At 66.8% G+C, this 12,875-nt stretch carries 14 protein-coding genes; 4 read left to right on the plus strand and 10 right to left on the minus strand.

What is annotated here, in order from left to right; translation table 11 throughout:
* Positions 1 to 68 precede the first annotated feature (68 nt).
* The 10 genes from leuD to IS481_RS11850 all read right to left on the minus strand — a co-directional run bounded on the left by leuD (position 69) and on the right by IS481_RS11850 (position 8,384).
* A complete protein-coding gene (gene leuD, locus IS481_RS11805) occupies positions 69 to 719 on the minus strand; it encodes a 3-isopropylmalate dehydratase small subunit (RefSeq protein WP_104355623.1) in 651 nt (216 codons plus the stop codon).
* Between the two features lie 34 nt (positions 720 to 753).
* Positions 754 to 879: an entericidin A/B family lipoprotein gene (locus IS481_RS11810; protein WP_104355624.1), complete on the minus strand. Its 126-nt coding sequence runs from the start codon at positions 877 to 879 to the stop codon at positions 754 to 756.
* A gap of 35 nt (positions 880 to 914) precedes the next feature.
* Positions 915 to 2,324, minus strand: coding sequence for a 3-isopropylmalate dehydratase large subunit (gene leuC, locus IS481_RS11815; protein WP_104355625.1), 1,410 nt, complete (start codon positions 2,322 to 2,324; stop codon positions 915 to 917).
* 145 nt (positions 2,325 to 2,469) lie between these two features.
* A complete protein-coding gene (locus tag IS481_RS11820) occupies positions 2,470 to 3,783 on the minus strand; it encodes a citrate synthase (RefSeq protein WP_104355626.1) in 1,314 nt (437 codons plus the stop codon).
* A 27-nt stretch (positions 3,784 to 3,810) separates the two neighbouring features.
* The gene (locus IS481_RS11825) at positions 3,811 to 4,080 is read right to left on the minus strand and encodes an FAD assembly factor SdhE (protein ID WP_104355627.1); all 270 of its coding nucleotides are present in this window, start codon (positions 4,078 to 4,080) and stop codon (positions 3,811 to 3,813) included.
* A 37-nt stretch (positions 4,081 to 4,117) separates the two neighbouring features.
* Entirely contained in the window at positions 4,118 to 4,825 is a 708-nt protein-coding gene (locus IS481_RS11830; protein ID WP_104355628.1) for a succinate dehydrogenase iron-sulfur subunit, read from the minus strand.
* A gap of 24 nt (positions 4,826 to 4,849) precedes the next feature.
* Positions 4,850 to 6,658 (minus strand): succinate dehydrogenase flavoprotein subunit, encoded by a 1,809-nt coding sequence (gene sdhA, locus IS481_RS11835; protein WP_104355629.1) that lies wholly within the window; start codon positions 6,656 to 6,658, stop codon positions 4,850 to 4,852.
* A 5-nt stretch (positions 6,659 to 6,663) separates the two neighbouring features.
* Entirely contained in the window at positions 6,664 to 7,062 is a 399-nt protein-coding gene (gene sdhD / locus IS481_RS11840; protein WP_104355630.1) for a succinate dehydrogenase, hydrophobic membrane anchor protein, read from the minus strand.
* Between the two features lie 21 nt (positions 7,063 to 7,083).
* Positions 7,084 to 7,500, minus strand: a complete 417-nt coding sequence (gene sdhC / locus IS481_RS11845; RefSeq protein ID WP_104355631.1) for a succinate dehydrogenase, cytochrome b556 subunit — start codon at positions 7,498 to 7,500, stop codon at positions 7,084 to 7,086.
* A gap of 107 nt (positions 7,501 to 7,607) precedes the next feature.
* On the minus strand, positions 7,608 to 8,384 hold the full coding sequence (locus tag IS481_RS11850; protein WP_104355632.1) for a GntR family transcriptional regulator: 777 nt from the start codon (positions 8,382 to 8,384) through the stop codon (positions 7,608 to 7,610).
* A 213-nt stretch (positions 8,385 to 8,597) separates the two neighbouring features.
* Between IS481_RS11850 and IS481_RS11855 the strand changes: the two genes are divergently transcribed.
* The 4 genes from IS481_RS11855 (at position 8,598) to prpC (ending at position 12,810) form a co-directional block, all read left to right on the plus strand.
* Positions 8,598 to 9,584 carry a malate dehydrogenase gene (locus IS481_RS11855; RefSeq protein WP_104355633.1) on the plus strand — a complete coding sequence of 329 codons (987 nt, stop codon included), beginning with the start codon at positions 8,598 to 8,600 and terminating at the stop codon, positions 9,582 to 9,584.
* A gap of 167 nt (positions 9,585 to 9,751) precedes the next feature.
* Positions 9,752 to 10,735 (plus strand): HpcH/HpaI aldolase/citrate lyase family protein, encoded by a 984-nt coding sequence (locus IS481_RS11860; RefSeq protein ID WP_419186829.1) that lies wholly within the window; start codon positions 9,752 to 9,754, stop codon positions 10,733 to 10,735.
* Positions 10,732 to 11,616 (plus strand): methylisocitrate lyase, encoded by an 885-nt coding sequence (prpB, locus tag IS481_RS11865; protein ID WP_104355634.1) that lies wholly within the window; start codon positions 10,732 to 10,734, stop codon positions 11,614 to 11,616. Before IS481_RS11860 ends, prpB begins: the two co-directional genes overlap by 4 nt.
* 33 nt (positions 11,617 to 11,649) lie before the next feature.
* Positions 11,650 to 12,810, plus strand: a complete 1,161-nt coding sequence (gene prpC / locus IS481_RS11870; protein ID WP_104355635.1) for a bifunctional 2-methylcitrate synthase/citrate synthase — start codon at positions 11,650 to 11,652, stop codon at positions 12,808 to 12,810.
* The last annotated feature ends 65 nt before the right edge of the window (positions 12,811 to 12,875 follow it).

Raw genomic sequence — 12,875 nt, forward strand, 5'->3', positions numbered from 1 at the left:
CCCGGCGCCACCGGGCGCCGGTCGGTCCCATCAGGGCGCGCCTCCGGCACCGGAGGCGGCCGTCGTGCTTACAGAATGCTGTTGTTCAGCCAGGGCTTGCTGGCCAGGCGCTCGGCCTCGTAGGCCTTGATCTTGTCGGCATGGCGCAGGGTCAGGCCGATGTCGTCCAGCCCGTTGAGCAGACAGTACTTGCGGAAGGGCTGCACGTCGAAGGGCAGCTCGGTGCCGTCGGGCTTGACGACCACCTGGCGCTCCAGGTCGATGGTCAGCTCGTAGCCGACGAACGCATAGACCTCGTCGAACAGCTTCGCGACCTCGTGCTCGGGCAGCACGATGGGCAGCAGCCCGTTCTTGAAGCAGTTGTTGAAGAAGATGTCGGCGAAGCTGGGCGCGATCAGCGCGCGGAAGCCGTACTGCTGGATCGCCCAGGGCGCGTGCTCGCGGCTGGAGCCGCAGCCGAAGTTCTTGCGCGCCAGCAGGATGGAGGCGCCCTTGTAGCGCGGCTGGTTCAGCACGAAGTCCGGGTTCGGCTTGCGCTGCGACTCGGGCACGCCGGGCTGGCCCGGCTGGTCCAGGTAGCGCCACTCGTCGAACAGGTTGGGCCCGAAGCCGGTGCGCTTGATGGACTTCAGGAACTGCTTCGGGATGATCGCGTCGGTGTCGACGTTCTCGCGGTCCATCGGGGCCACCAGCCCCTTGTGCACTCGAAATGCTTCCATGGTGTGTCTCTCGTGAGGGCCACCCGGCCCGTCGTTACTTGCGGCGGGCCGCGTCCTCGATCTTTTCGCCGGCCTTCTGGATGTCCTTGCCCAGCCCTTCGAAGGTGTTGCAGCCCGCCAGCAGCGCCAGCGCAGCCATCAGCGTCGCGATGCGTTTCATGGCCCTCTCCTTCGTCCTTGCCCTGTCCCTTCCGCTCAGGCGATGCGGCGCACGTCGACGAAATGCCCTTCCATCGCCGCCGCAGCCGCCATCGCCGGGCTGACGAGGTGGGTGCGGCCGCCGGCGCCCTGGCGGCCTTCGAAGTTGCGGTTGGACGTCGAGGCGCAGCGCTCGCCCGGCTCGAGCCGGTCGGCGTTCATCGCCAGGCACATCGAGCAGCCGGGTTCGCGCCACTCGAAGCCGGCCGCCTTGAAGACCTGGTCCAGGCCCTCGCGCTCGGCCTGTTCCTTCACCAGGCCCGAGCCCGGCACGACCATCGCCAGCTTGACGTTGGAGGCGATGCGCCCGCCGATGCGACGCACGACGTTGGCGGCCTCGCGCAGGTCCTCGATGCGCGAATTGGTGCACGAGCCGATGAACACCTTGTCGACGAAGATGTCGCTCATCGGCTTGTTGGGCTCCAGCGCCATGTACTGCAGCGCGCGCTCCATCGCGGCGCGCTTGACCGGGTCCTTTTCCTTGTCGGGATCGGGCACGCGGTCCTCGATCGAGGCCACCATCTCGGGCGAGGTGCCCCAGGTGACCTGCGGTCGGATCTGCGAGGCGTCCAGCTCGACCACCGCGTCCCAGTGCGCGTCGGGATCGGAATGCAGGGTGCGCCAGTAGGCCACGGCCTGGTCCCATTCCACGCCCTTGGGCGAGAACGGGCGGCCCTTGACGTATTCGATCGTGGTGTCGTCCACCGCCACCAGGCCGGCACGGGCGCCCGCCTCGATGGCCATGTTGCACACCGTCATGCGGCCTTCCATGCTGAGCGCGCGGATCGCGCTGCCGGCGAATTCGATGGTGTAGCCGGTGCCGCCGGCGGTGCCGATCTTGCCGATGATGGCCAGCACGATGTCCTTGGCGCTGCAGCCGCGCGGCAGCTGGCCCTCGACCTTGACCAGCATGTTCTTGGCCTTCTTGGCCAGCAACGTCTGGGTGGCCAGCACGTGCTCGACCTCGCTGGTGCCGATGCCGTGCGCCAGCGCGCCGAAGGCGCCGTGGGTGGAGGTGTGCGAGTCGCCGCAGACCACGGTCATGCCGGGCAGCGTGGCACCCTGCTCCGGGCCGATCACGTGCACGATGCCCTGGCGCTTGTCGTTCATCTTGAACTGCGTGATGCCGTGGCGGTCGCAGTTGCGGTCCAGCGTCTCCACCTGCAGCCGGGAGATCGGGTCGGCGATGCCCTGGGAACGGTCGGTCGTCGGCACGTTGTGGTCGCTGACAGCCAGGTTGGCCGACAGGCGCCAGACCTTGCGGCCGGCCAGATCCAGGCCCTCGAAGGCCTGCGGGCTCGTCACCTCGTGCACGAGGTGGCGATCGATGTAGAGGACGGCGGTCCCGTCTTCCTCGGTGTGGACGACGTGTTCGTCCCAGATCTTGTCGTAGAGGGTGCGGCCCATGGATGACTCGCCAAATGCAGTTTCGGGGGAGCTCGCGCCAGACGCGAACCGAACCGTTGATTTTAGTTGCTATGCAACAAAAACCCCGGCGCCAGGGCCGGGGTTTGTCGTGGGACGGGATCGGGCCGGGGGCCGGCCCGCCCCCTCAACCGCGCTGGTCGATCGGTTTGACGTCGCGCTTGGCCGCACCGACGTACAGCTGGCGCGGACGGCCGATCTTGTACTCGGGATCGCCGATCATCTCGTTGAGCTGGGCGATCCAGCCCACCGTGCGCGCCAGCGCGAAGATCGCGGTGAACAGGCTCACCGGGATGCCGATGGCGCGCTGCACGATGCCCGAGTAGAAGTCGACGTTCGGGTACAGCTTGCGGGCGACGAAGTATTCGTCTTCCAGGGCGATCTTCTCGAGCTCCATCGCCAGCTTGAACAGCGGGTCGTTCTCCAGGCCCAGCTCGCCCAGCACCTCGTGGCAGGTCTCGCGCATCAGCTTGGCGCGCGGGTCGTAGTTCTTGTAGACGCGGTGGCCGAAGCCCATCAGGCGCACGCCGGAGGACTTGTCCTTGACCTTGCTGATGAACTCGCCGATCTTGGCCACGCCGCCCATGGCCTGGATTTCCTCCAGCATGTTCAGGCAGGCCTCGTTCGCGCCGCCGTGCGCCGGGCCCCACAGGCAGGCCACGCCCGCGGCGATCGCGGCGAACGGGTTGGTGCCCGACGAGCCGCACAGGCGCACGGTCGAGGTCGAGGCGTTCTGCTCGTGGTCGGCGTGCAGGATGAAGATGCGGTCCATCGCGCGCACCAGCACGTCGTTCGGCACGTACTCCTCGCACGGGGTGGCGAACATCATGCGCATGAAGTTCGCCGCGTACGACAGGTCGTTCTTCGGATAGATGTACGGCTGGCCAATCGAGTACTTGTACGCCATCGCCACCAGCGTCGGCAGCTTGGCGATCAGGCGGATCGCGGAGATCTCGCGGTGCTCGGGATTGTTGATGTCGGTGCTGTCGTGATAGAAGGCCGACAGACCGCCCACCAGGCCGGTCAGCACCGCCATCGGGTGCGCGTCGCGACGGAAGCCGCGCAGGAAGAACTGCATCTGCTCGTTGACCATCGTGTGGTTGGTCACGCGAGAGACGAACTCCTTCTTCTGCTGGGCGCTGGGCAGCTCCCCGTACAGCAGCAGGTAGCAGACTTCCAGGAAGTCGCACTGCACGGCCAGCTGCTCAATCGGGTAGCCGCGGTACAGCAGCTCGCCCTTGTCACCGTCGATGTAGGTGATCGTCGAGTTGCACGACGCCGTCGACAGAAAGCCGGGGTCGTACGTGAACTTGCCGGTCTGCGCGTACAGCTTGCGGATGTCGATCACATCCGGGCCGATCGTGCCCTTGTAGATGGGCAGCTCCATGCTCGGGCTGCCATCGGAAAACGAAAGGGTGGCTTTCACGTCTGACGGTGTCATGGCATTTCCTTGGGTTTTCGAAAGTCTTTAGGCCGGTTGGCGCATCATACGGAGAACCTCGCGGACCTCCGGCCGATCGAGTTCGCCTTCCGGTTCCTTGCGAGCCAGCAGCAGGTCCAACAGGTCGTTGTCGGACAGCTCCATCAGGGCCTGCAATCCTCGCGCCTGCCACACCGTCAAGGTGCTTTCGTAGCGGGCGAAGAACCGCGCGATGAACAGGTCGTTCTCGAGCAGGCCGCGCCGGCAGCGCCAGCGCAGCTTGTTCAGCGACTGCCCATCGAGCCGGTCAGTGTCCATGATGGATCTTGCGCAAAGCTGAACGGCTGCCGGCGGATCAAACCGCGCGGCGCACCATCAGTTCCTTGATCTTGCCGATCGCCTTGGTGGGGTTCAGGCCCTTGGGGCAGACGTCGACGCAGTTCATGATGGTGTGGCAACGGAAGAGCCGGTACGGATCCTCCAGATTGTCCAGGCGCTCGTTGGTGGCTTCGTCGCGGCTGTCGGCGATGAAGCGGTAGGCCTGCAGCAGACCCGCCGGGCCGACGAACTTGTCCGGGTTCCACCAGAAGCTCGGGCAGCTGGTCGAGCAGCTGGCGCACAGGATGCATTCGTACAGGCCGTTGAGCTCCTCGCGCTCTTCCGGCGTCTGCAGGCGCTCCTTCTCGGGCGGCGGCGTGTCGTTGATCAGGTACGGCTTGATCGAGTGGTACTGCTTGAAGAACTGCGTCATGTCCACGATCAGGTCGCGGATCACGGGCAGGCCCGGCAGCGGGCGCAGCACGATCTCGTTCGGCAGCGAACGCAGGTTGGTCAGGCAGGCCAGCCCGTTCTTGCCGTTGATGTTCATCGCGTCCGAGCCGCACACGCCTTCGCGGCAGGAACGGCGGAACGACAGGCTGGGATCGACCGCCTTGAGCTTGACCAGGGCGTCCAGCAGCATGCGCTCGTTGCCCTCGAGCTCCAGCTCGATGGTCTGCATGTACGGCTTGGCGTCCTTGTCCGGATCGTAGCGGTAGATCTTGAAGATGCGCTTGGTGGTCATGGCTAGCAGGCTCCTGTGACGCGCTTAGAAGGTACGGACTTTGGGCGGAACGCTGTCCACCGTCAGCGGCTTGAGGTTCACAGGCTTGTAGGTCAGGCTGTTGGTCGCGCTGTGCCACAGGGTGTGCTTCAGCCACTCCTTGTCGTTGCGACCCAGCGGGAACTCCGGATCGTCCGCCCCGCGCTCGTAGTCGTGCACGGTGTGCGCGCCGCGACATTCCTTGCGGGCGGCGGCCGACACCATCGTCGCCTGCGCGGCTTCGATCAGGTTGTCGACTTCCAGCGCCTCCATGCGCGCGGTGTTCCACACCTTGGACTTGTCCTTCAGCGTGATGTTCTTGACGCGCTCGCGGATTTCGGCGATGCGCTGCACGCCCTCGTCCATCAGCTTCTGGGTGCGGAACACGCCGGCGTGCGCCTGCATCGTCGAGCGGATGTCGTTGGCCACGTCCTGGGCATATTCGCCCGAGGTGCTGGCCTCCAGGCGGGCCAGGCGCGACAGCGTGAGTTCGGCAGCGTCCTTGGGCAGCGGCTTGTGGGCCTTGGGTTCGCCCTTGAGGGTCTGGATGATGTGGTCGCCCGCGGCGCGGCCGAACACCACCAGGTCGAGCAGCGAGTTGGTACCCAGGCGGTTGGCGCCGTGCACCGACACGCAGGAGCACTCGCCCACGGCGTACAGGCCGTTGACCGGCACGCGGTAGTCGTCGCCCTTGGGCACCACCACCTGGCCGTTGATGTTGGTCGGGATGCCGCCCATCTGGTAGTGGATGGTCGGCACGACCGGGATCGGCTCCTTGGTGATGTCGACGTTGGCGAAGTTGTGGCCGATCTCGTAGACCGAGGGCAGGCGCTTCATGATGGTCTCGGCGCCCAGGTGGGTCATGTCGAGCACCACGTAGTCCTTGTTGGGACCGCAGCCGCGACCTTCCTTGATCTCCTGGTCCATGCAGCGCGAGACGAAATCGCGCGGCGCCAGGTCCTTCAGCGTCGGGGCATAGCGCTCCATGAAGCGCTCGCCGTTGGCATTGCGCAGGATGGCGCCCTCGCCGCGGCAGCCTTCGGTCAGCAGCACGCCCGCGCCGGCCACGCCGGTCGGGTGGAACTGCCAGAACTCCATGTCCTGCAGCGGCACGCCGGCGCGCGCGGCCATGCCCAGGCCGTCACCGGTGTTGATGAAGGCGTTGGTCGACGCGGCGAAGATGCGGCCGGCGCCGCCCGTGGCCAGCAGCACGACCTTGGCGTGCAGGATGTAGACGTCGCCGGTTTCCAGCTCCAGCGCGGTCACGCCCACCACGTCGCCGTCGGCGTCGCGGATCAGGTCCAGCGCCATCCACTCGACGAAGAAGTTGGTGCGGGCCGCGACGTTGCGCTGGTACAGCGTGTGCAGCAGCGCGTGGCCGGTACGGTCGGCCGCGGCACAGGCACGCTGCACGGGCTTCTCGCCGTAGTTGGCGGTGTGGCCGCCGAACGGGCGCTGGTAGATGGTGCCGTCGGGGTTGCGGTCGAACGGCATGCCGAAGTGCTCGAGCTCGTAGACGACCTTGGGCGCTTCACGGCACATGAACTCGATCGCGTCCTGGTCGCCGAGCCAGTCCGAGCCCTTGACGGTGTCGTAGAAGTGGTAGTGCCAGTTGTCCTCGCTCATGTTGCCCAGCGAGGCGCCGATGCCCCCCTGCGCGGCGACGGTGTGCGAGCGGGTCGGGAAGACCTTGGACAGGACGGCGACGTTCAGACCGGCCTGGGCCAGCTGCAGCGAGGCGCGCATGCCGGAGCCGCCGGCACCGACGATGACGACGTCGAACTTGCGCGTGGGAAGAGAGGTTCCGATTTGCATTTCTTTCACAGCCTCCACAGGACCTGGATCGCCCAGCCGGCACAGCCGACGAGCCAGACGATGGTGACGACCTGCAGCGTGAGCCTTGCGCCCACCGGCTTGACGTAATCCATCCAGATGTCACGCATGCCGACCCAGACGTGGTACAGCAGCGCAACGACGACGGCGAAGGTCAGGAACTTCATCCACTGCTGGGCGAAGATGCCTGCCCACTTGTCGTAGCCGACGATGTCGCCGATCACGTTGCCGTTCTCGTCACGGCGCTTCCAGGGCCAGAAGACCTGGGCCAGCAGGACGATCGTGAACAGCGCCATCAGGACGCCGGTGACGCGCTGGGCGAGCCAGTCACGCAGGCCGTAGTGCGCACCCACCACGAGGCGCTTGGAACCGTAGTTTTTGTTCATCGCGGGATTTACCTGTCGGGATCAGGAGAACAGCTTGACGGCGACAGCGACCGTCAGCACCAGGCTGAGCACCAGCGTGAAGATCGCGGAACTGCGGCCCTGCTGCTTGCTCACGGTGTGGAACACGTCCATCCAGATGTGGCGCAGGCCGGCAATGAAATGGTGGAAATAGGCCCAGGCCAGCGCGAGCACGACCAGCTTGACGAACCAGCCCGGGAAGATCCACACGCCGGCGGAGAAGGCACTGGTGAACTCGCCGTAGGAAATCTCGGAGGTGAGGCTCTTGTCGAACAGCCAGAGAATGAACGGCAGCAGCAGGAACATCAGCAGGCCGCTGGCCCGGTGCAGGATCGACACCCACCCGGCGACCGGCAGACGGTACTTGAGCGCATCGGGCAAGCGCATGGGCCCGGGTCGTTGTTTTGCGATTTCAGGCATATCCAACCTTTTCCGTTTGTAGAGACGGCTGTACCGACGGTGAAACCGGCCGATTTTATGGCAACGCACCTGGGATGCGCCGCGTCACACCTCCGCACACCGCACGATCAGCTCACTTCATTGCGATAAAAATGCTCTGCCGTGTTGTAGAGCCCGCGGCGGAATTCCACCGGGCGGTCCTCGTAGGTCCGCGACAGCCGCTCCACGCTCAGCAGCGGCGTGCCCACGGGCAGCTGCAGCAGCTCGGCCGCGGTGGCATCGGCGGCCACCGCGCGCAGCTTTTCCTCGGCGCGGATCATCCGCACCCCGAATTCGGTCTCGAACAGCGCGTACATCGGCCCGCGGTATTCGCTCAGCCGCTCGGCGGTCAGGCCCTTGAACAGGCCACCGTGCAGCCAGATGTCGTCGAACACCACCGGCTTGCCCTTGAACAGCAGCAGCCGGCGGATCTGCAGCGCCGCGTCGCCGGACTTCAGGTCGAGCGCGCGCGCCACCTCGGCGGGCGCGCGCAGGCGGCGGCAGTCGATGAAGCGGCGCTGCACCGGGCCGGTGTCGCCATCGTCCGGGGTCAGGCGCAGGAAGCGGTATTGCACCTTCTCCTCGGCATGGGTGGCCACAAAGGTGCCCTTGCCCTGCCGGCGTACCAGCAGGTTCTCGGCGGCCAGCTCGTCGATCGCCTTGCGCACCGTGCCCTGACTCACCTTGAAGCGGGCCGCCAGCTCCACCTCGCTCGGGATCGCCTCGCCCGGCTTCCATTCGCCCGCCTGCAGGCTGCGCGTGATCAGCGCCTTGATCTGCTGGTACAGCGGGCTGAACGCCGGGCCGGCCGTCTCGGGGCCGGCAGCGCTCGGGTCGGTCAGGTGGGAGGGAGGCTGGGTCGCCATGGGCGCGATTGCATCACAAGGCCCGGGTGAAGTCCAGAAACTGATGAATGATGTCTTATATAAGACATAAGACTGTTGACAGGAGGGAGACCGGACGCCTAGACTCACCTACACTTCGCGCTGGAGCAGGCGCCTGCGGTCCGGTCATGCGGCGAAGCGGGCGTCTCGACGTTCCATCATCCGCAAAAACGATTCGATTCTGGAGTCTCATCAATGAGCAAGAAACCCGTACGTGTGGCCGTCACCGGCGCGGCAGGTCAGATCGGCTATGCCCTGCTGTTCCGCATCGCTTCCGGCGAAATGCTGGGCAAGGACCAGCCGGTCATCCTGCAACTGCTGGAAATCCCCGACGAGAAGGCCCAGAAGGCCCTCAAGGGCGTGATGATGGAGCTCGAGGACTGCGCCTTCCCGCTGCTGGCCGGCATGGAAGCGCACAGCGACCCGATGACGGGCTTCAAGGACACCGACTACGCCCTGCTGGTGGGCGCCCGTCCGCGCGGCCCCGGCATGGAGCGCAAGGACCTGCTGTCGGCCAATGCCCAGATCTTCACCGCCCAGGGCAAGGCGCTGAACGCCGTGGCCTCTCGCAACGTGAAGGTGCTGGTGGTCGGCAACCCGGCCAACACCAACGCCTACATCGCGATGAAGTCGGCCCCGGACCTGCCGGCCAAGAACTTCACCGCGATGCTGCGCCTGGACCACAACCGGGCCGCCAGCCAGATCGCCGCCAAGACCGGCAAGCCGGTGTCGAGCATCGAGAAGCTGTGCGTGTGGGGCAACCACTCGCCCACGATGTACGCCGACTATCGCTTCGCGACCATCGATGGCCAGTCGGTCAAGGAGCTGATCAACGACGAGGACTGGAACCGCAACGTGTTCCTGCCCACCGTCGGCAAGCGCGGCGCGGCCATCATCGAGGCCCGCGGCCTGTCGTCGGCGGCCTCGGCGGCCAACGCCGCCATCGACCACATGCGTGACTGGGCCCTGGGCACCAACGGCAAGTGGGTCACGATGGGCGTGCCGTCCAACGGCGAATACGGCATCCCGCAGGAAACCATGTTCGGCTTCCCGGTCACCTGCGAAGGCGGCGAGTACAAGATCGTCGAAGGCCTGCCGATCGACGAGTTCAGCCAGGAACGCATCAACATCACGCTGAAGGAACTGCAGGAAGAGCAGGACGGCGTGAAGCACCTGCTGTAAGGCAATCAGGCGACACCGGGGCGCGAGCCCCGGCGCAAGAAGGCCGACAGCCTTGCAGCTGCTCGGCCTTTTTTACGGTCCCGAATTTACGTATACGTCAATTGAGCGCCGCCCCCACCCCCGCCCCGCTGCATCCCCGGCAAGCCTTGTTCGAGGCGGGTGAGGCGTTGCCGGCGCTGCCTGTGTGCGACCACTACGCCGGCGTCGAGGCGCGCATGCGCAAGAGCCTGGCGTTGCAGGCCGAGCTGGGCGAGCGCTACGGCCGCGCGGTGTTCGACGCCACGCTGGACGGCGAGGACGGCGCGCCGGTCGGCGGCGAGCACGAGCACGCGCTGCTGATCGCCGAGCTGGTCAACTCGGCCGACAACCGCTACGACCGCGTCGGCGCCCGGGTGCACCCGGTGCGCCATGCCGCGTTCGACGACGAGGTGCACACGCTGCTGTCGCGCTGCGGGCAGCGCCTGGCGTACCTGATGGTGCCCAAGCCCGGGGACGCGGCCGACGTCGCCGAGGCATGCCGCCGCATCGACGCGATCGCGCGCGACGTCGGGCTGGCCCGGCAGGTGCCGGTGCACGTGCTGGTCGAGACCCACGGCGCGCTGCGCGACGTCTGGCAGATCGCCGCCCACCCGCGCGTGGAGTCGATCTCGTTCGGGCTGATGGACTTCGTCTCGGCCCACCGCGGCGCCATCCCCGCCCACGGCATGAGCGCCGAGGGCCAGTTCCGCCACCCGCTGGTGTTGCGCGCCAAGATCGAGATCGCCGCCGCGGCGCACGCAGCCGGCAAGACGCCCTCGCACTGCGTCGTGACCGAGTTCAACCACCTGGACGCGCTGCGCGCCGCGGCCCGCAAGGCGGCGCGCGAGCTGGCCTACACGCGCATGTGGAGCATCCACCCCAACCAGATCCTGCCGATCGTCGAGGCCTTCGCGCCGGACGAGCAGGACGTCGAGGACGCCGCGGCCATCCTGCTTGCGGCCCAGGCGGCCGGCTGGGGCCCCGTGCGCCACAGGACCCGCGGCAAGGACACGCTGCACGACCGGGCCAGCTACCGCTACTACTGGCACGTGCTCGAACGTGCCCATCGCACCGGACGGCCGTTGCCGCCCGAAGCCCGATCCCACTTCTTCCCGGAGACAGACACCCCATGAGCACCCTCACCCCCGGCGCACGCTTTCGTGAAGCCCTGCGGCAGGAATCGCCGCTGCAGGTCATCGGCGCGATCAACGCCAACCACGCCCTGCTGGCCAAGCGCGCCGGCTACCGGGCGATCTACCTGTCCGGCGGCGGCGTGGCCGCAGGCTCGCTGGGGATGCCGGACCTGGGCATCAACACGCTGGACGACGTGCTGATCGACGTGCGCCGCATCACCGACGTGTGCGACCTGCCGCTGTTGGTCGACATCGACACCGGCTTCGGCCCGAGCGCGTTCAACATCGCGCGCACGGTCAAGAGCCTGATCAAGTTCGGCGCCGCCGCCTGCCACATCGAGGACCAGGTCGGCGCCAAGCGCTGCGGCCACCGCCCGGGCAAGGAGATCGTCTCGGCGCAGGAGATGGCCGACCGCGTCAAGGCCGCGGCGGACGCCAGGACCGATCCCGACTTCTTCCTGATCGCGCGCACCGACGCGATCGCGGTCGAAGGCGTGGACGCGGCGATCGAGCGCGCGATCAAGTGCGTGGAGGCCGGCGCCGACGGCATCTTCGCCGAGGCGGCCTACGACCTGCCGACCTACAAGCGCTTCGTCGAGGCAGTGAAGGTGCCGGTGCTGGCCAACATCACCGAGTTCGGCAAGACCCCGCTGTTCTCGCGCGAGGAACTGGCCAGCGCCGGCGTGGCGATCCAGCTGTTCCCGCTGTCGGCGTTCCGCGCGATGAACAAGGCGGCCGAGACGGTCTACGAGGTGATCCGCCGCGACGGCCACCAGCGCAACGTCGTCGAGATGATGCAGACGCGCGAGGAGCTCTATGACCGCATCGGCTACCACGCCTACGAACAGCACCTGGATGCCCTGTTCGCGGCAAAGAAGTGAGTGGTGAACGTAGTACGCACTGAAGGAGAACCCATGAGCGAGACGACAACTGCTGCGCCCGGCTTCAAGCCGAAGAAGTCCGTGGCCCTGTCGGGCACGGCAGCGGGCAACACGGCCCTGTGCACGGTCGGCCGCACCGGCAACGACCTGCACTACCGGGGCTACGACATCCTGGACGTGGCCGAGGCCTGCGAGTTCGAGGAGATCGCCTACCTGCTGGTGCACGGCAAGCTGCCCAACGTCGCCGAGCTGGCCGCCTACAAGGCCAAGCTGAAGGCCCTGCGCGGCATCCCGGCCGCGGTCAAGGCCGTGCTCGAGCAGCTGCCGCCCTCGGCGCACCCGATGGACGTGATGCGCACCGGCGTCTCGGCGCTGGGTTGCGTCTCACCCGAGAAGGACGACCACAACCACCCCGGCGCGCGCGACATCGCCGACAAGCTGATGGCGAGCCTCGGCTCGATGCTGCTGTACTGGTACCACTACAGCCACAACGGCAAGCGCATCGACGTCGAGACCGACGACGACTCGATCGGCGGTCACTTCCTGCACCTGCTGCACGGCAAGCGCCCCAGCGAGCTGTGGGAACGCGCGATGCACACCTCGCTGATCCTGTACGCCGAGCATGAGTTCAACGCCTCGACCTTCACCGGCCGCGTGATCGCCGGCACCGGCAGCGACATGTACAGCTGCATCGCCGGCGCCATCGGCGCGCTGCGCGGCCCGAAGCACGGCGGCGCCAACGAGGTGGCCTTCGAGATCCAGAAGCGCTACGACAGCCCGGACGAGGCCGAGGCCGACATCCGCCGCCGCGTCGAGAACAAGGAAGTGATCATCGGCTTCGGCCACCCGGTCTACACCGTCAGCGACCCGCGCAACAAGGTCATCAAGGAGGTCGCGCGCCGCCTGTCGCAGGATGCCGGCAACATGAAGATGTTCGACATCGCCGAGCGCCTGGAGACCGTGATGTGGGACATCAAGAAGATGTTCCCCAACCTCGACTGGTTCAGCGCGGTCAGCTACCACATGATGGGCGTGCCGACGAACATGTTCACCCCGCTGTTCGTGATCGCGCGCACCTCCGGCTGGAGCGCGCACATCATCGAGCAGCGCATCGACGGCAAGATCATCCGGCCGAGCGCCAACTACGTCGGCCCGGAAGACCTGAAGTTCGTGCCGCTGAAGGACCGCAAGTAAGCGCCCCGGGAGCGTCGCGGCCCCTGCCTTGGCCGCGACGCATCCGCCCGTGCCCGGTCGGGGCA

The sequence above is a fragment of the Caldimonas thermodepolymerans genome (genome assembly GCF_015476235.1).
GTDB classification, from domain to species: Bacteria; Pseudomonadota; Gammaproteobacteria; order Burkholderiales; family Burkholderiaceae_C; genus Caldimonas; species Caldimonas thermodepolymerans.

Coding starts and splice junctions, on each gene's coding strand:
- leuD (WP_104355623.1), bottom strand. CDS start 719: ATGGAAGCATTTCGAGTGCACAAGGGGCTGGTGGCCCCGATGGACCGC.
- IS481_RS11810 (WP_104355624.1), bottom strand. CDS start 879: ATGAAACGCATCGCGACGCTGATGGCTGCGCTGGCGCTGCTGGCGGGC.
- leuC (WP_104355625.1), bottom strand. CDS start 2,324: ATGGGCCGCACCCTCTACGACAAGATCTGGGACGAACACGTCGTCCAC.
- IS481_RS11820 (WP_104355626.1), bottom strand. CDS start 3,783: ATGACACCGTCAGACGTGAAAGCCACCCTTTCGTTTTCCGATGGCAGC.
- IS481_RS11825 (WP_104355627.1), bottom strand. CDS start 4,080: ATGGACACTGACCGGCTCGATGGGCAGTCGCTGAACAAGCTGCGCTGG.
- IS481_RS11830 (WP_104355628.1), bottom strand. CDS start 4,825: ATGACCACCAAGCGCATCTTCAAGATCTACCGCTACGATCCGGACAAG.
- sdhA (WP_104355629.1), bottom strand. CDS start 6,658: ATGCAAATCGGAACCTCTCTTCCCACGCGCAAGTTCGACGTCGTCATC.
- sdhD (WP_104355630.1), bottom strand. CDS start 7,062: ATGAACAAAAACTACGGTTCCAAGCGCCTCGTGGTGGGTGCGCACTAC.
- sdhC (WP_104355631.1), bottom strand. CDS start 7,500: ATGCCTGAAATCGCAAAACAACGACCCGGGCCCATGCGCTTGCCCGAT.
- IS481_RS11850 (WP_104355632.1), bottom strand. CDS start 8,384: ATGGCGACCCAGCCTCCCTCCCACCTGACCGACCCGAGCGCTGCCGGC.
- IS481_RS11855 (WP_104355633.1), top strand. CDS start 8,598: ATGAGCAAGAAACCCGTACGTGTGGCCGTCACCGGCGCGGCAGGTCAG.
- prpB (WP_104355634.1), top strand. CDS start 10,732: ATGAGCACCCTCACCCCCGGCGCACGCTTTCGTGAAGCCCTGCGGCAG.
- prpC (WP_104355635.1), top strand. CDS start 11,650: ATGAGCGAGACGACAACTGCTGCGCCCGGCTTCAAGCCGAAGAAGTCC.